The organism is Nocardioides sp. URHA0020, from assembly GCF_000620705.1.
GTDB lineage: Bacteria > Actinomycetota > Actinomycetes > Propionibacteriales > Nocardioidaceae > Nocardioides.
Window position 1 is genome coordinate 293513 of the sequence record NZ_JIAR01000025.1, and the last position, 15895, is coordinate 309407.

The 15895-nt window shown below is 70.1% G+C and carries 18 protein-coding genes; all 18 read right to left on the bottom strand.

All coding sequences use genetic code 11. From position 1 onward, the window contains the following. Positions 1 to 66: 66 nt before the first annotated feature. Positions 67 to 456 (bottom strand): F0F1 ATP synthase subunit epsilon, encoded by a 390-nt coding sequence (locus N542_RS0101700; protein ID WP_028642453.1) that lies wholly within the window; start codon positions 454 to 456, stop codon positions 67 to 69. Continuing rightward, positions 456 to 1910: a F0F1 ATP synthase subunit beta gene (atpD, locus tag N542_RS0101705; RefSeq protein ID WP_028642454.1), complete on the bottom strand. Its 1455-nt coding sequence runs from the start codon at positions 1908 to 1910 to the stop codon at positions 456 to 458. Before atpD ends, N542_RS0101700 begins: the two co-directional genes overlap by 1 nt. Positions 1911 to 1915: 5 nt before the next feature. Then, positions 1916 to 2821, bottom strand: coding sequence for a F0F1 ATP synthase subunit gamma (locus tag N542_RS0101710; protein ID WP_028642455.1), 906 nt, complete (start codon positions 2819 to 2821; stop codon positions 1916 to 1918). A gap of 3 nt (positions 2822 to 2824) precedes the next feature. Beyond that, on the bottom strand, positions 2825 to 4468 hold the full coding sequence (atpA, locus tag N542_RS0101715; RefSeq protein WP_028642456.1) for a F0F1 ATP synthase subunit alpha: 1644 nt from the start codon (positions 4466 to 4468) through the stop codon (positions 2825 to 2827). Between the two features lie 71 nt (positions 4469 to 4539). Beyond that, positions 4540 to 5346, bottom strand: a complete 807-nt coding sequence (locus N542_RS0101720; protein WP_028642457.1) for a F0F1 ATP synthase subunit delta — start codon at positions 5344 to 5346, stop codon at positions 4540 to 4542. Continuing rightward, positions 5346 to 5870 (bottom strand): F0F1 ATP synthase subunit B, encoded by a 525-nt coding sequence (locus N542_RS0101725; RefSeq protein ID WP_028642458.1) that lies wholly within the window; start codon positions 5868 to 5870, stop codon positions 5346 to 5348. Before N542_RS0101725 ends, N542_RS0101720 begins: the two co-directional genes overlap by 1 nt. Positions 5871 to 5917: 47 nt before the next feature. Then, positions 5918 to 6172, bottom strand: coding sequence for a F0F1 ATP synthase subunit C (locus N542_RS0101730; RefSeq protein WP_028642459.1), 255 nt, complete (start codon positions 6170 to 6172; stop codon positions 5918 to 5920). Positions 6173 to 6247: 75 nt separating this feature from the next. Continuing rightward, positions 6248 to 7147 (bottom strand): F0F1 ATP synthase subunit A, encoded by a 900-nt coding sequence (gene atpB, locus N542_RS22920; RefSeq protein ID WP_081794955.1) that lies wholly within the window; start codon positions 7145 to 7147, stop codon positions 6248 to 6250. Further along, positions 7144 to 7584 (bottom strand): ATP synthase subunit I, encoded by a 441-nt coding sequence (locus tag N542_RS0101740; RefSeq protein ID WP_028642460.1) that lies wholly within the window; start codon positions 7582 to 7584, stop codon positions 7144 to 7146. Before N542_RS0101740 ends, atpB begins: the two co-directional genes overlap by 4 nt. 6 nt (positions 7585 to 7590) lie before the next feature. Further along, positions 7591 to 7809, bottom strand: coding sequence for a hypothetical protein (locus N542_RS22925; RefSeq protein WP_036505945.1), 219 nt, complete (start codon positions 7807 to 7809; stop codon positions 7591 to 7593). A 279-nt stretch (positions 7810 to 8088) separates the two neighbouring features. Then, complete coding sequence (locus N542_RS22930) at positions 8089 to 9276, bottom strand: MraY family glycosyltransferase (RefSeq protein WP_081794956.1); 1188 nt, start codon at positions 9274 to 9276, stop codon at positions 8089 to 8091. Positions 9277 to 9280: 4 nt separating this feature from the next. Then, positions 9281 to 9952 carry an L-threonylcarbamoyladenylate synthase gene (locus N542_RS0101755; protein WP_028642461.1) on the bottom strand — a complete coding sequence of 224 codons (672 nt, stop codon included), beginning with the start codon at positions 9950 to 9952 and terminating at the stop codon, positions 9281 to 9283. Further along, entirely contained in the window at positions 9949 to 10800 is an 852-nt protein-coding gene (gene prmC / locus N542_RS0101760) for a peptide chain release factor N(5)-glutamine methyltransferase (protein WP_036505948.1), read from the bottom strand. The genes N542_RS0101755 and prmC overlap by 4 nt, the downstream gene beginning before the upstream one ends. Next, positions 10797 to 11870: a peptide chain release factor 1 gene (gene prfA / locus N542_RS0101765; protein ID WP_028642463.1), complete on the bottom strand. Its 1074-nt coding sequence runs from the start codon at positions 11868 to 11870 to the stop codon at positions 10797 to 10799. Before prfA ends, prmC begins: the two co-directional genes overlap by 4 nt. A gap of 80 nt (positions 11871 to 11950) precedes the next feature. After that, positions 11951 to 12175: a 50S ribosomal protein L31 gene (rpmE, locus tag N542_RS0101770; protein ID WP_028642464.1), complete on the bottom strand. Its 225-nt coding sequence runs from the start codon at positions 12173 to 12175 to the stop codon at positions 11951 to 11953. A 127-nt stretch (positions 12176 to 12302) separates the two neighbouring features. Further along, positions 12303 to 13874 (bottom strand): sensor histidine kinase, encoded by a 1572-nt coding sequence (locus tag N542_RS26270; protein ID WP_155992816.1) that lies wholly within the window; start codon positions 13872 to 13874, stop codon positions 12303 to 12305. A gap of 115 nt (positions 13875 to 13989) precedes the next feature. Continuing rightward, positions 13990 to 14364, bottom strand: coding sequence for a response regulator transcription factor (locus N542_RS0101780; RefSeq protein ID WP_028642465.1), 375 nt, complete (start codon positions 14362 to 14364; stop codon positions 13990 to 13992). Between the two features lie 106 nt (positions 14365 to 14470). Then, positions 14471 to 15895 (bottom strand): transcription termination factor Rho (rho, locus tag N542_RS0101785; protein WP_442937386.1); only part of this gene is annotated, 1425 nt, incomplete at its 5' end.

Here is a 15895-nt window from a genome sequence, read left to right on the forward strand (position 1 = left end):
CCCTCCGTCCGCTCCGTCACCGTGAGGTGCCACCCTAGCGGCACCCGGTGACGGACCGGACGGGGGTCAGGAAGCCTTCTCGACGGCGCGGATCCGGGCTTCGGCCCGCTTGGCGCGCTCGTCGCCGTCCTCGGTGTCGGAGGCCGCGGCCTCGAGCTCGGCGCGGGCCGCCGTCACGTCGATCTCGTGCGACAGCGCAGCGTACTGGCTGAGCACCGACACCCGGTTGTTGGCCACCGAGAGGAAGCCACCCTCGACGGCGGCGAAGAGCCGGTCGCCGTCGACGGCGACGATCTCGACGACCCCGTCGACCAGCAGGGAGAGCACCGGCATGTGGTCGCGCAGCACGCCGATGTCACCCTCCGCCGTCTTGGCGACGACCATCGTGGCCTGACCGGACCACACGGTCCGGTCGGCCGCGACGAGCTCGACCTGCAGCTGGTCGTTGTCCGCCATCAGAGGTTCTTCTGGATCTCGGCCCACTTCTTCTCGACGTCGTCCAGACCGCCGCACATGAAGAAGGCCTGCTCGGCCACGTGGTCGTAGTCACCGTCGGCGATCTTGTTGAACGCCTCGATGGTCTCGCCGATGGACACGGTCGAGCCCTCGATGCCGGTGAACTGCTTGGCCACGTAGGTGTTCTGCGACAGGAACCGCTGGATCCGACGGGCCCGGGACACGATGATCTTGTCCTCTTCGGAGAGCTCGTCGACACCGAGGATCGCGATGATGTCCTGGAGCTCCTTGTTGCGCTGCAGGATCTGCTTCACGCGGATCGCGCAGTCGTAGTGAGCCTGCCCGATGTACTGGGCGTCCAGGATCCGCGAGGTCGACGTCAGCGGGTCGACGGCCGGGTAGATGCCCTGCGACGCGATGTCGCGGGACAGCTCGGTCGTCGCGTCGAGGTGCGCGAACGTCGCGGCCGGGGCCGGGTCGGTGTAGTCGTCGGCCGGCACGTAGATCGCCTGCATCGAGGTGATCGAGTGACCACGCGTCGAGGTGATCCGCTCCTGGAGCGTGCCCATCTCGTCGGCGAGGTTGGGCTGGTAGCCCACGGCGGACGGCATCCGGCCGAGGAGGGTGGAGACCTCGGAGCCGGCCTGGGTGAAGCGGAAGATGTTGTCGATGAAGAGCAGCACGTCCTGGCCCTGCACGTCGCGGAAGTACTCCGCCATCGTGAGCGCGGACAGCGCGACCCGCAGGCGGGTGCCCGGCGGCTCGTCCATCTGGCCGAAGACGAGGGCGGTCTGGCCGATGACGCCGGCCTCCTCCATCTCGACGATCAGGTCGTTGCCCTCACGGGTGCGCTCGCCGACACCGGCGAACACCGACACACCACCGTGGTCCTTGGCAACACGCGCGATCATCTCCTGGATGAGCACGGTCTTGCCGACACCGGCACCTCCGAAGAGGCCGATCTTGCCGCCGAGGACGTACGGCGCCAGCAGGTCGATGACCTTGATGCCGGTCTCGAACATCTGCGTCTTCGACTCGAGCTGGTCGAAGGCCGGGGCCTTGCGGTGGATGCCCCACCGCTCCTTGACGTCGAGCGTCTCGCCCTCGCCGAGGTTGAGGCACTCACCCAGGGTGTTGAACACCTTGCCCAGGGTGCCGTCGCCGACGGGGACCGTGATCGGCCCGCCGGTGTCGGTCACCTGAGCACCGCGGACCAGGCCGTCGGTGGGGCGCAGGGAGATGGCGCGGACCATGCCGTCGCCGATGTGCTGGGCGACCTCGAGCGAGAGCGTGGACGTCTCGCCGCCGAGCTCGAGCTGGGTCTCCAGCTTGTTGTACATCTCGGGCATCGAGTCCACAGGGAACTCGATGTCAACGACCGGGCCGATGACCCGGGCGATGCGGCCGACGCCGGTCGAGCCGGTCTCCGTGGTCTCTTCAACAGTGGCAGTCATGTCTCTCACTCACTCCCGGCGTTGGCGTCGGCCAGCGCGTTGACGCCACCGACGATCTCGCTGATTTCCTGGGTAATACCGGCCTGGCGGGCCTGGTTAGCAATCCGTGTGTACTTCTTGATGAGCTCGTCCGCGTTGTCCGTGGCCGACTTCATCGCCTTCTGACGGGCCGCGAGCTCGGAAGCCGCCGCCTGCAGGAGCGCGAAGAAGATGCGGCTCTGGACGTACTGCGGCAGCAGTCCGTCGAGCACCGCCTCGGGCGAGGGCTCGAACTCGTAGAGCGGAAGCACCTCGGCCGAGTCCGGCTTGGACTCGCCCTCGACGACCTCGAGAGGCAGCAGGCGTACGTCGGTCGGCTCCTGCACCAGCATCGACCTGAACCGCGTGAAGACGACGTGCACCTCGTCCACCCCGCCGTCCTCGTCGAGGAAGGTGTCGATCAGGGTCTGACCGATCTCGTGGGCGACCTCGAAGCTCGGCTGGTCGGAGAACCCGTTCCACGAGTGCTTCACGGGACGACCACGGAACTTGTAGTACGCCTCGCCCTTGCGCCCGGCGATGTAGGTGTCGATCTCCTTGCCCTCGCCCCGCAGCCGCTCGGCGAGCCGCTCCGCCTCCTTGAGCACGCTCGAGGAGTAGGCGCCGGCGAGCCCGCGGTCGCTGGTCACGATGAGCACGGCAGCCCGCTTGGACTCCTCGGGCTCGCGCGTCAGCGGGTGGTCGACGTTGGAGTACGTCGCCACGGCCGAGACCGCCCTGGTCAGCTCGCGGGCGTACGGCGCTGCCGACTGCGCCCGCTGCTGCGCCTTGATGATCCGGGACGCGGCGATGAGCTCCATGGCGCGGGTGATCTTCTTCATCGACTCCGTCGACTTGATCCGCGCCCGGTACTCGCGCACCGATAGAGCCATGGGTCAGCCCCGCTTCTGCTTGACGATCGTCTCCTGCTCGACGTCCTCGTCGGCCAGCGCGTCCGCCTTGGGCTCGCTGCCGACCTTGATCGAACCGCCCTCGGAGGTCTCGAACTGGTCCAGGAAGGAGTCGTAGGCACCCTCGAGGGCCGACGAGGTGTCGTCCTCGAACTTCTGGGTCTCCCGGATCGCCGAGAGGATGCCCTCGTGCGAGCGGCGCAGGTAGTCGATGAACTCACGCTCGAAGCGCAGCACGTCGTCGGCCGGCACGCGGTCGAGGCGACCGGTGGTGCCGATCCACAGCGAGACCGTCATCTCCTCGAGCGGGTACGGCGAGTACGCCGGCTGGCGCAGCAGCGCCATCAGGCGCTGTCCGCGGTCCAGCTGCTGACGCGACGCGGCGTCGAGGTCGGAGGCGAACATCGCGAAGGCCTCCATGGCGCGGAACTGCGCCAGGTCGACCTTCAGCGAGCCGGTGACGGCCTTCATCGCCTTGGTCATGGCCGCGCCGCCGACGCGCGACACCGAGATGCCGACGTCGATGGCGGGGCGCTGGTTGGCCGCGAACAGGTCCGACTGCAGGAAGATCTGGCCGTCGGTGATCGAGATGACGTTGGTCGGGATGAACGCCGAGACGTCGTTGGCCTTCGTCTCGATGATCGGCAGCCCGGTCATCGAGCCGGCACCCAGCTCGTCGGAGAGCTTCGCGCAGCGCTCGAGCAGCCGGCTGTGCAGGTAGAACACGTCACCCGGGTAGGCCTCACGGCCCGGCGGGCGGCGCAGCAGCAGCGACACGGCGCGGTAGGCCTCGGCCTGCTTGCTCAGGTCGTCGAACACGATGAGGACGTGCTTGCCGTCGTACATCCACTGCTGGCCGATGGCCGAGCCGGTGTAGGGAGCGAGGTACTTGAAGCCCGCGCTGTCCGAGGCCGGCGAGGCGACGATGGTGGTGTACTCCAGCGCGCCGGCCTCCTCGAGGGCGCCACGCACGGAGGCGATGGTCGAGCCCTTCTGGCCGATGGCGACGTAGATGCAGCGGACCTGCTTGGTCGGGTCGCCCGACTCCCAGTTCTGCTTCTGGTTGATGATCGTGTCGATCGCGATCGTCGTCTTGCCGGTCGCGCGGTCACCGATGATCAGCTGGCGCTGGCCGCGGCCGATCGGGGTCATCGCGTCGATCGCCTTGATGCCGGTCGCGAGCGGCTCGTGCACCGACTTGCGCTGCATCACCGTCGGCGCCTGGAGCTCGAGCGGGCGGCGTACGTCGGACTCGATCTCGCCGAGGCCGTCGATCGGCGTGCCGAGCGGGTCGACCACGCGGCCGAGGAAGTTGTCGCCGACGGGGACCGACAGGATCTCGCCCGTACGGCGGACCGTCTGACCCTCCTCGATCTTGTCGAAGTCACCGAGGACGACGACGCCGATCTCGCGGGTGTCGAGGTTGAGGGCGATGCCCAGAGTGCCGTCCTCGAACTCCAGCAGCTCGTTGGCCATCGCCGACGGCAGACCGTTGACGCGCGCGATGCCGTCGCCGGCGCTCGCCACCGTGCCGACCTCTTCCTTGCTGGCCGCCTCGGGCTGGTAGTCGGCGACGTACTTCTGCAGCGCGTCGCGGATCTCCTCCGGACGGATCGAAAGCTCCGTCATCTTGGTCCCTACTCTCTTGGTTCTCTACTGAAGTCTTCGGATTGCCCGGTGGTCGGGCTTGTCGAGATCCGTCAGCCGACGAGCTTGCGGCGGGCGTCGTCGAGCCGGCTGGACACGCTGCCGTCGATGACGTCGTCGCCGATCTCGACCCGCATCCCGCCGAGCACGCCGGGTTCGACGATCTCGTTCAGGTGGACCTGCTTGCCGTACTGCTGCGACAGCGCCGCCGTCAGCCGCTCCCGGTCGGAGTCGCTGAGGGCACGCACGACGCGGACCGTCGCGACGGCCTCGCCGCTCGCCTGCGCCGCCACCTCACGGTACGCCGCCAGGGCGCCCGTGAGCGTCCCGTAGCTGCCGCCGAGGGCCTGCTTGGCCAGGGCCACCGTCGCCGGCAGCGCCTTGCCCGTGAGCAGCGAGTCGAGCAGCGCTGCCTTGTCGTCGGTCGTGCGCGCCGGGTTGGCCAGCGCGTCGCGCAGGTCCGGGTTGGCGCTCAGGGTCTGGCCGAGCACGAACAGCTCGTCGACCAGCTGGTTGGCGTCCGGCACCGAACGGACCACAGCGAGCTCGCTGAGGCGCTCGATCGCGGCCGACAGGTCCCGGGTCGAGGTCCAGCGACGCCCCGCGGCGCTGGTGACCAGCGCAAGCGTGGCGGCGTCGAGCTTGCCCGTGAAGACCTGCTGGACCATGCCCTGCTTCGCTACCGCCGGCAGCGAGGCGTCGGTCGCGAAGCGGCGCAGCGCCGCGTCGGACCGGAGCAGCGACGCGACGTTGTAGAGCTCACGGGCCACGCGCTGGGCGTCACCACCGCCCCTCAGCGTCTCGTCCAGCTCGGCGGTGAGCTCCCGGAGGGAGTCAGCCGATGCTCCGCGCAGATCCATCAGCTGGCGCCTTCCAGCTCCGTGAGGAAGCGGTCGACCACACGGCTCTGACGAGACTCGTCGTCGAGGGACTCCCCGACGATCCGGCCGGCCAGCGTCGTCGCGAGCGTCCCGACCTCGCCCCGCAGGGAGGCGGCTGCCGACTTGCGGTCCGCCTCGATCTGCGTGTGAGCGTGCTCGACGATCCGAGCCGCCTCGACCTGGGCCTGCTCGCGCATCTCCGCGATGATCGCGGCGCCCTGCTCGCGGGCCTCCTCGCGGATGCGCGCCGCCTCGTGGCGCGCGTCGGCGATCTGGGCCTTGAACTCCTCCTCGGCCGCACTGGCCTCGGACTTGGCCTCGTCCAGCTCGGCGAACTGCTCGCGGATCGCGTCCTGGCGAGCCGTCATCGCGCGGTTGATCGGCGGGATGATGAACTTGGCGAGCAGGAAGAGCAGCACCACGAACGCGGCCAGCTCGACGAAGAACGTGGCGTTCGGAACGAGGAAGTTGCTCTCCATGGGAGTGATCGCAACGCTTGCCATCTGGGTTCCTTTGATTCTGACGATTGGTGAGGGGTGGTGGCCCTCGGTCAGGCCGCGAGCACGAAGACGAACAGCGCCATGAACGCGAGGTTGATGAAGAACATCGCCTCGACCAGACCGACCGTCAGGAAGAAGATGGTCTGCAGGCGGCCCTGCGCCTCGGGCTGACGAGCAACACCCTCGATGTACGACGAACCGGCCAGACCGTCACCGATACCGGCGCCGATCGCACCACCGGCGAGGGCGATACCGCCGCCGACGAACGCACCGGCGAGCTTGACGGCCTCATCAGTTACTGCCATGGGATTCTCTCTCCTTGGTTCAGCGCCGGGGAGTGGCGCATCGGGTTACCTCTGTCGACGTACCGACCGGGATGGTCAGTGCGCTGGAACGGGGGACGGCTCCGCCGAGGCGGCGTCGTCGTGGCCGACGTTGTCGTCCTGGTCGGCCAGCTTCTTGCTGCGCTGCTCGTCCTCGTACTCCTCGTGCGTCTCGTGCTCCTCGTGGCCGGCACCGGCCATCGCGAAGTACAGGACGGTGAGCAGCGCGAAGATGAAGGCCTGGATGACTCCGATGATCATGTCGAAGGCCTTCCAGAGGATGTTGGGGGCCCACATCGCGTAGAGCGGGATCATCCCGATCAGCGCGAGCATGATGCCACCGGCGAAGATGTTGCCGAAGAGTCGCAGCGCGAGCGTGATCGGCTTGATGAGCTCCTCGAGGATGTTCAGCGGGAGCAGCACCGGGAACGGCTCGGCGAAGTGCTTGAAGTAGCCCTTCACGCCCTTCTGGCGGATGCCGTAGGTCCACACGCTGAGCATGGTGACCGCGGCGAGCGCGTAGGTCAGGTTCGTGTCGGCGGTGGGGGCCGGCAGCAGGTGCGTGTCCTCGTTGAGGGCGGTGGGCACCAGCTCGAGCCAGTTGGCGAACAGGATGAAGAAGAACAGCGAGATCGCCAGCGGCGCCACGAACGGGTGCACCTTGCCGAGGTTGTCCTCGACCTGCTTGTTGACCTGGCCGACGACGGCCTCCCACAGGATCTGCACCTTGGTGGGGACATGGTCGGCCGTGTCCTTGGACAGCGACCGGGTCGCCCAGAAGCCGAGGATCAGCACCAGGGCGCCGGCGACCAGCGTCGAGATGATCGTGTCGATGTTGAACGTCATCCCCGCGAACTCGCGGGTGACGTGGTGGCCGATCTCGATCGCCGGCTTGTCCTCCTCGCCGCTGTCGGCGGCGAACGGAAGGAGCCCGGTCAGGGACAGCAGGCCGGTCATGGCTTCTTCAACTCCTTGAGCAGCGGAATGGTCGTCATCACGAGTGCGATGAGCCGGAAGATGGCGAGGCCCAGCAGGAGGCCGATGCCGTCAGGCCAGAGCAGCACCGCGGCGCCGATGGCGACCGCGGCGATGACGGCCAGGCGAGAGATCGTAGAACGCACCATCTGACCACGCGTGGGCTGGGCTCCCGACGAGATCGTCTTGAGCAGCCAGAACTCGGTGGTGAGGTGGTTGACGAGGCCGAGCACGATGCCGACCGCGATGCAGAGGGCCAGGCGCCACTCCCCCGCCGCGCCCGCGAGCCAGAAGCTCGCGACCATCAGGCCGAGCGCGACCAGCTCGATCTTGCGCTGATCCTTCACCACCCGCCAGATCGACGGCTTGGTGGGAGGCTGGACGTCACTCATGGAGCTGCTCATCTCGGTCACGGTCACGGGCGCTCACTCCCGGAGGGCGGCACGCACCCGGAGGACGAAGGCGACGGCACCGAGCAGGACCCCGACACCGAGGCCGACCAGGACGCCGACCGGCGCGCTGTCGGCCGCGTTGTCGACGAGGAGGCCGAGCACCATGCCGACGATGACGCAGCCGGCGAGCAGGCCACCGAGACCGATGAGGTCACGACCTCGCAGCCCAGCGTCGGAACGCTCATCGACCATCCACCCACGTCCCATTCCTCGGCACTGTCGTCGGCAGGCGTGAGGGCGCCCAGACGGTGAGGGGCACGAGCCCTCCTAACACCCGGCGACTGCGCGAAACTATCACAGCCAGACACGCCGAACTCCGGGGTCGTCACCGGGGTCGGGATCGTCGCGGTCGTCATCGTCGGCGGCCGTTCTCTCGTGGCTGGTGCGGGCGGTGCCAGGGGGTGCTTGTGAAAACTAGCACAAGCACTCCGGACGGTCGAAACCGGCCTCTTCCGGGCATGATCCAGTCTCTCAGGCGCTCCCGGGCAGCGGGTGACCGGGGGTGCCACCGCCGCCGTCACCGGCGTCTCCCCCGCCCTTCAGGGGCCGGTGGAGCTTCGGCAGCAGGAAGGTCAGCCCGATGGTCACTGCGGCCATCGCACCGACGGCGACCCAGGTCCAGGTCCGCTCGCTGTAGAGGCTCACCAGGACCGTGCCGAAGGCGACCAGGGCGGCCCACAGGTACATGATCAGCACCGCGCGACGGTGGGAGTGCCCGATCTCGAGCAGCCGGTGGTGCAGGTGCTGCTTGTCCGGTGCGAACGGCGATCGCCCGGCGCGGGTACGGCGTACGACGGCGAGCACGAGGTCGAGCATCGGGACGATCAGGATCGACACCGGGAGCAGCAGCGGCAGCAGGGTCGGCACGAAGCTCGCCTGCGAGCCGGACGCCCCCTCGCTGATCTGGTCGGCGGAGAACTGCCCGGTCAGGGTCACGGCGCTGGCCGAGAGCACCAGGCCGATCAGCATCGAGCCGCTGTCGCCCATGAAGAGGCGCGCCTGGTTGAAGTTGTGCGGCAGGAAGCCGGCGCAGGCCCCTGCGAGCGAGGCGCTCAGCAGGGCGCCGGTCGTCGCCAGCGTGACGTGGTTGATGTTGGCCAGCTGGTAGCAGTAGAGGAAGAAGGCGAGCGCTCCGATGCAGACAACCCCGGCCGCGAGGCCGTCGAGGCCGTCGACGAAGTTGACCGCATTGACCGTCGCCACCACGACGAAGCCGGTCAGCAGGGCTCCCTGGGCCGGCTGCAGCAGGAACTGGGTCCCGTCGCTGCCGGCGAAGAAGACGTACTGGATCCCGAAGGCGATCAGGAACCCCGCGGCGAGCACCTGACCACCGAGCTTGGTCAGCGCGTCCAGCTCGAAGAGGTCGTCGAGCACGCCCACCGCGCAGATCAGGGCCCCGGCGATCAGCACGACCCCGGCGTCGCGGAAGACGAACGACCCGCTGAGGGAGAGGAAGGGCAGCTGGCGGGCGACGACGTAGGCGGCCACCAGGCCGCCGAGCATCGCCAGCCCCCCGAGGTAGGGGATCGGCACCACGTGCACGTCGCGGTCGCGGACGCTCGCCACCGCGCCGGTCCGCAGCGCGATCTCGCGGGCCACGACCGTCAGCAGGTAGGTCGTCGCCGCGGCGACGAGGAAGACGAGGAGGTACTCCCGCAAGGGCTCAGCCCTCGTCCGTCAGGATGACACCGAGGGGCTCGAGGACGGCGTTGAGCTGGTCGACGCTGAGGGCACCGCGGCGCAGCACGCGGCCCTGGTCGCCGGTGACGTCGACGATGGTCGAGGCCTCGCCGCCCGGGCTGGGGCCGGCGTCCACCACCACGGCCACCTCGTCGCCGAGCATCTCGACCGCCTGGTCGGCGTCGGTCGCGGCGGGCAGGCCGGTCTTGTTCGCGGAGCTGACCGCCAGCGGCCCGGTGCGCTCGAGGATCGCGAGCGCCACCTCGTGGTCGGGCATCCGCACGGCGACGGTGCCGCGCGTGTCACCGAGGTCCCACTGCAACGAGCTCTGCTGGTGGCACACCAGCGTCAGCGGTCCCGGCCAGAACTCCTCGACCAGGGCGCGGGCGAAGGCCGGCACCCGGACCGCGAGGGCGTCGAGGGTCGTCGCCGAGCCGATGAGCACCGGCGGCGGCATGTTGCGACCGCGTCCCTTGGCGGCGAGCAGGCCGCTCACGGCCGCGGGGTCGAAGGCGTCGGCGCCGACGCCGTACACCGTGTCGGTCGGCAGCACGACCAGGTCGCCCTGCTGCACCGCGAGGGACGCCGCCTCGACAGCGGCCTCCCGCTCCTCCTCGGTCCCGGTCGGGTAGCGCTCGCTCGTCACAGGGCTCATCGTGCCAGCCGCGCCGTCGTGAAGCGCGCGCGACCTGCCAGGTCCGGGTGGTCGCGGACGTCGGTCCAGCGGCCGGTCGCCGTGAAGACGGCGGGTGCCGCCTCGCCCTGCGCGTCGGCGTGCTCGAAGCCGATCACTCCCCCCGACCGCAGCAGCAGCGCGGCCCGGCGCTCGAGCACGCGGATGGCGTCGAGGCCGTCGGCGCCGGAGAAGAGGGCGAGGTGCGGGTCGTGGTCGCGGGCCTCGGCGGCGACCGACTCCCAGGCGTCGAGCGGGATGTACGGCGGGTTGCAGGTCAGCACGTCGACCGTGCCGAGCAGGTCGTCGAAGGCCGTCGCCATGTCGCCGAGGCGCAGGTCGACGGCGGTGTCGGACAGGTTGCGCTCGGCCCACTGGTGGGCGGGCTCGTCCAGCTCGACGGCGTGCACGACCGCGCCGGGCACCTCATCGGCGATCGCCTTGGCGACCGCGCCGGAGCCGGTGCAGAGGTCGACGACCACGGGCGCCCGCCCTGTGACCACGGCCGCCTGCTCGATCGCCCAGCCGGCGAGCAGCTCGGTCTCGGGCCGGGGCACGAAGACGCCCGGCCCGACCGCCAGCTCGACGTGGCGGAAGTACGCCGTACCGGTCAGGTGCTGGAGCGGCTCCCGCTCCGCCCGCCGGGCGATGAGCGCGTCGTACGCCGTGAGCGCCTCGGACGGGACCTCGTCGACCAGGGGCAGCTGGGAGCGGGAGGTGCCGAGGACGTGAGCGAGCAGCTCGGCGGCGTCGTGCTCGGGGCTGGCGACGCCTGCTTCCCGCAGCCGCGCGACCGCACCGGTGAGCACGGCCCGCCGGGTGCCCGTCACTGCTCGAGCGCCTCGAGGCGGGTGGCCAGGTCCGCCTCGATGCAGGAGTCGAGGACGGGCTGGAGGTCGCCGTCGAGCACCTGGTCGAGGTTGTAGGCCTTGTAGCCGGTCCGGTGGTCGGAGATCCGGTTCTCGGGGTAGTTGTAGGTGCGGATGCGCTCGGAGCGGTCGACGGTGCGGACCTGGCTGCGACGCGCCTCGCCGGCCTCGGCGTCCGCCTTCTCCTGGGCCGCGGCCAGGATCCGGGCCCGCAGGATCCGCATCGCCTGCTCGCGGTTCTGCAGCTGGCTCTTCTCGTTCTGGCAGCTGGCGACGATGCCGGTCGGCAGGTGGGTGATCCGGACGGCGGAGTCGGTCGTGTTGACGCTCTGGCCGCCGGGCCCACTGCTGCGGTAGACGTCGATGCGCAGGTCGTTGTCGTCGATCTGGACGTCGAGCTGCTCGGCCTCGGGGAAGACGAGGACGCCGGCAGCGCTGGTGTGGACCCGCCCCTGGGACTCCGTCACGGGGACCCGCTGCACCCGGTGGACGCCACCCTCGAACTTGAGCAGCGCGTACGGCGCGGTCCCCGGCTCGGGCGTGCTCTTGGCCTTGACCGCCACGGTCACCGACTTGTAGCCACCGAGGTCGGACTCGGCGGCGTCGAGGATCTCGACCTTCCAGCCCCGAGCCTCGGCGTAGCGGGTGTACATCCGCAGCAGGTCGCCGGCGAAGAGCGCCGACTCCTCGCCGCCCTCGCCGGACTTCAGCTCGAGGATCGCGTCCTTGTCGTCGGCCTCCTCGCGCGGCACGAGCAGGCGGCGCAGCCGCTCCTCGGCCTCGTGGAGGCGCGGGACCAGGGCGTCCGCCTCCTCGGCGAAGGCCGCGTCCTCCCCCGCGAGCTCGCGGGCGGCGCCGAGGTCGTCGCCGAGCCCCTGCCAGTCCCGCCAGGCGCCGATGATCGACGACAGCGCGGCGTACCGCTGGTTGAGCTGCTTGGCGAGCCGGGCGTCGGCGTGCGTCTCCGGCTCACCGAGCCGGGTCTCGATCTCGGCGTGCTCGGCGAGCATGCCTTCGACGGCCTCGAACATCGGCTCTCCTCGGTGGGCGGTGCTGGACAAATGACGAGCGCCGGTCCCCGCACGTGGCGGGGACCGGCGCTCGATGACAGCTACTTCTTGGCGTCAGCAGCCTTCTTGGCGTAGCGAGCCTCGAAGCGGGCGACGCGGCCGCCGGTGTCGAGGATCTTCTGCTTGCCGGTGTAGAACGGGTGGCACTGCGAGCAGACGTCGGCGTGGATCGAGCCGGAGGTCGCGGTGCTGCGAGTGGTGAACTGGGCGCCACAGGTGCACGTGACCTGCGTCGGCGTGTAGTCCGGGTGGATGTCCTTCTTCATGTGCGTGTCCTCTCGATGCGCCGGGTCGCCTCGCTCCCTGCGAGGAGGCGTGAACCGGAGCCGACAGATGATTCTGTCATGGGTCCAAACGCTTGGGTAATCGACAACATTCCCAGCGCCGGCACCCCTACGGAGCGGGCGCGGGCTGCGGCTCGCTCGCGACCACCGACAGCAGCGGGGGCGGCGTCGTCACGGCCAGCCGGGGCGGCCCGGACTGGGCGGGGAGCCGGACGGTCACGGTGGTGCCGACGCCCTCCTCGGACTCGATCGCGACGGCACCGGCGTGCCGGTCGACGATCGTCTGCATGATCCGCACCCCGAGTCCGGTGCCGCCGATCTCGTTGCTCACCGCGTTGGACGCGCGGAAGAACCGGGTGCCCAGCCGGTCCTGCTCCCCCGACGGGATGCCGATGCCCCGGTCGGTGACGGAGACCTCGACCTGACCGCGAGCGGTGGACAGCACGACGTCGACGATGCCGTCGTCATGGCTGAACTTCACGGCGTTGCTCACGATGTTGAGGAAGGCGCGGTGCAGCATCGCCCGGTCGGCGAGCACGCAGACCGCGAGCGGCGGCGTCCTGACCCCGATCCGGATGCCGCGACGAGCGGCGGCGATCTTGACGTCCATCACGACGTCGCGCAGCAGTGCGGCGAGCTCGACGGCCTCCATCTGCTGGTTGCTGCCCTCGGCCTGCTGCAGCGTGAGGAGGTCGTCGATGAGCATCTTGAGGCGGGCGACGTTGCGGCGGGTCGCGTCGAGCATCCGCTCGTGACGGGGGTCGATCTGCCCCTCGAACTCCTCCGCGACGAGCTCGAGGTAGCCGCTGATCGTGGTGAGCGGGGTCCGCAGCTCGTGGGACACGTTGGCGACGAAGTCGTCCTTGGCGGTGTCGAGGGTGCGCAGCTCACGCTGGATCCAGACCTCGACCGCCCGGGCCCGGGTCTGAGCGTCCGCGAGGTCGTTGAGGGCGTGGGCAACGGCCTCGACCTCCTTGGGCCCGGCCGGCACTGCGCGCACCTCGTGGTCGCCGCGCGCCATCCGCTGCACGACCTTCTCGAGGGCGAGCAGCGGCGTGGACAGCTCGCCGAGGAGCCGCCGGCGGGAGCGGGTGATGAGGGCCGCGGCGAGCGCGGCCACGAGGACCACGGCGAGCACCGTGCCGCGCAGCCGCATCGAGACGCCGTCGCGGGCGGACCGGACGCGGCTGTCGAAGGCCTGCGTGGTGCTCTGGTGGGCGGAGCGGATCGCGTCGAACGCGGTGCTGCCGACGCGTACGTCGCGGGTCCGCGTGCCGGCGCCGCCGGGCGCGGCCATCCGCGGCTCGGCGTACCCGTCGACCCAGGCGTCGGCGGCGGCCTCCTGGCGCTTCACGGCGGTGCTCAGGGAGCGGTCACCCTGGGCGAACCCACGGACCTCCTGCTCGTGCGCGCCGAGCCGGAGGGTCGCCTGCCGGTAGTCGTCGGCGGCCGCGGGCAGGCCGGTGCTCGCCCAGGACTCGGCGGCGGCCGACATCTCGGTGAGATCCTGGTAGATCGCCTGGTTGGCGGCGGCGGCCGGCGACAGCTCGTCCGTCAGGCCGGTGACCGCGACGGCCGAGACCACGACCCCGATGACCGCGACGGTGGTGGCGAGCGCGCCGAGCAGACCGATCCGGGCCAGCACGGACGAGACGACGCGCGCCACGGGACGGCCAGTCACGTCAGCACACCCCCAACGCTCCCCGGGGGCGCGCCGGGCACCCCTCCCGCACGCAGGCTAGCCGCCGGAGGACCGACGTCCCGTCACCTCGCGGTTACTTGCGGTTACCTTGCGTTTACGTGGTGGAGCGGCTCAGGAGCGCCTGCACCCGTGAGGCGAGCTCGCGGGGGCTGAACGGCTTGGTGATGTAGTCGTCGGCTCCGGAGTCGAAGCCCGTCTCGACGTCCGACTCCTGAGCGCGCGCGGTGAGCAGGATGACCGGCAGGTCGGCCAGCGCCGGGTCGGCCCGGATCGCCCGGATCGCGTCCAGTCCGGACACGCCCGGCATCATCACGTCGAGCACCGCGAGGTCGGGGCGCTGCGCTTGGCAGGCCTCGATGGCGGCAGCGCCGTCAGCGACCGCTACCACGTCGTGCCCGAGCGTCGAGAGCTTGAACTCGACGAGCTCGCGGATGTCGACGTCGTCGTCCGCGACCAGGATCCGAGCCACGGGGTCCCCTTCCGATTCTGATGTGCGGTCGCAGCCTAGCCGCAGCGGCCGTCGGATCGAGCACGACGGTCCACTGGGTGTCGGGAGCGGCCCGTCGTGGTGCTGGTCAGTCTCCCCGACCGGACCTGCCCGGGGTCGACTTCTGGACCTGGAGCAGCAGCTCGATGTTGGTCGACGACTTCCGCAGCCGGCCCAGCAGCAGCTCGTGCGCCTGCGGGCCATCGAGGTTGACCAGCTCGTGCCGCAGCTGCCGGATGATCGCCAGCTCCTCCTTGCTCAGGAGGAGCTCCTCGCGGCGGGTGCCCGACTGGACCGCGTCGATCGCGGGGAAGAGCCGCTTGTCCGCGAGGTCGCGGCGCAGCCGGAGCTCCATGTTGCCGGTGCCCGTGAAGTCCTCGAAGATCACCTCGTCCATCGTCGAGCCGCTCTCGACGAGGGCGGTGGCGAGGATGGTCAGCGAGCCACCGTTCTCGATGTTGCGCGCGGCTCCGAAGAACTTCTTCGGCGGGTAGAGCGCAGCGGAGTCGACGCCGCCGGACAGGATCCGTCCGCTGGGCGGTGCCGCCAGGTTGTAGGCGCGACCGAGCCGCGTGACGCCGTCGAGGAGCACCACGACGTCGTGGCCGAGCTCGACGAGCCGCTTGGCCCGCTCGATGGCGAGCTCCGCGACCGTCGTGTGGTCGATCGGCGGGCGGTCGAAGGTGGAGGAGATGACCTCGCCCTTGACCGAGCGCTCGAAGTCCGTGACCTCCTCGGGCCGCTCGTCGACCAGCACCACCATCAGGTGGCACTCCGGGTTGTTGCTGGTGATCGAGCTGGCGATGGACTGCAGGACGGTCGTCTTGCCGGCCTTGGCCGGTGACACGATCAGGCCTCGCTGGCCCTTGCCGATCGGGGCCGCGATGTCGATCAGGCGACCGATCAGGTTGTCCGGACCGGTCTCCAGGCGCAGCCGCTCGGTCGGGTGGACCGGCGTGAGCTGGGAGAACTCGACCCGGTTCTTGGCGACCTCCGGGTCGGCGCCGTTGACCGCGTCGATGCGGACCATCGGGTTGAACTTCTCCTTGCGCTCGCCCTCGCGGGGCTGGCGCACCTGGCCGACGATCGCGTCACCGCGACGCAGCCCGAACTTGCGCACCATCGACAGCGACACGTAGACGTCGTCGGTGCTGGCGAGGTAGCCGCTGGTCCGCACGAACGCATAGTTGTCCAGGACGTCCAGGATGCCGGCGGCCGGCACCAGGACGTCGTCCTCGAGGATCGTGGTGTCGGGCTCGTTGCGCCCGCCGCCACCACCGCCACCACCGGCACCGCCGCCGGTGCCACCTGCGGTGGCCGGCCGCACGGTGCGATCGCGGTCGCGACCACGGCGCCGGCGGTTGCGACGGCTGCCCTCGCCATCGCCGTCGAGGTCGTCACCCTGCTGGTCCCCCTGGCCGGCCCGGTCCTGCTGGCCCCGGTCCTGCTGGCCGCGGTCCTGCTTGGGCTGGTCCTGCTGGCCCCGGTCCTGCTTGGGCTGGTCCTGCTGGCC

What these genes read in the sequence shown, in the direction of transcription:
- N542_RS0101700 (WP_028642453.1), bottom strand. Translation starts at nt 456, where the DNA reads ATGGCGGACAACGACCAGCTGCAGGTCGAGCTCGTCGCGGCCGACCGG.
- atpD (WP_028642454.1), bottom strand. Translation starts at nt 1,910, where the DNA reads ATGACTGCCACTGTTGAAGAGACCACGGAGACCGGCTCGACCGGCGTC.
- N542_RS0101710 (WP_028642455.1), bottom strand. Translation starts at nt 2,821, where the DNA reads ATGGCTCTATCGGTGCGCGAGTACCGGGCGCGGATCAAGTCGACGGAG.
- atpA (WP_028642456.1), bottom strand. Translation starts at nt 4,468, where the DNA reads ATGACGGAGCTTTCGATCCGTCCGGAGGAGATCCGCGACGCGCTGCAG.
- N542_RS0101720 (WP_028642457.1), bottom strand. Translation starts at nt 5,346, where the DNA reads ATGGATCTGCGCGGAGCATCGGCTGACTCCCTCCGGGAGCTCACCGCC.
- N542_RS0101725 (WP_028642458.1), bottom strand. Translation starts at nt 5,870, where the DNA reads ATGGCAAGCGTTGCGATCACTCCCATGGAGAGCAACTTCCTCGTTCCG.
- N542_RS0101730 (WP_028642459.1), bottom strand. Translation starts at nt 6,172, where the DNA reads ATGGCAGTAACTGATGAGGCCGTCAAGCTCGCCGGTGCGTTCGTCGGC.
- atpB (WP_081794955.1), bottom strand. Translation starts at nt 7,147, where the DNA reads ATGACCGGCCTGCTGTCCCTGACCGGGCTCCTTCCGTTCGCCGCCGAC.
- N542_RS22925 (WP_036505945.1), bottom strand. Translation starts at nt 7,809, where the DNA reads ATGGTCGATGAGCGTTCCGACGCTGGGCTGCGAGGTCGTGACCTCATC.
- N542_RS0101755 (WP_028642461.1), bottom strand. Translation starts at nt 9,952, where the DNA reads ATGAGCCCTGTGACGAGCGAGCGCTACCCGACCGGGACCGAGGAGGAG.
- prfA (WP_028642463.1), bottom strand. Translation starts at nt 11,870, where the DNA reads ATGTTCGAGGCCGTCGAAGGCATGCTCGCCGAGCACGCCGAGATCGAG.
- rpmE (WP_028642464.1), bottom strand. Translation starts at nt 12,175, where the DNA reads ATGAAGAAGGACATCCACCCGGACTACACGCCGACGCAGGTCACGTGC.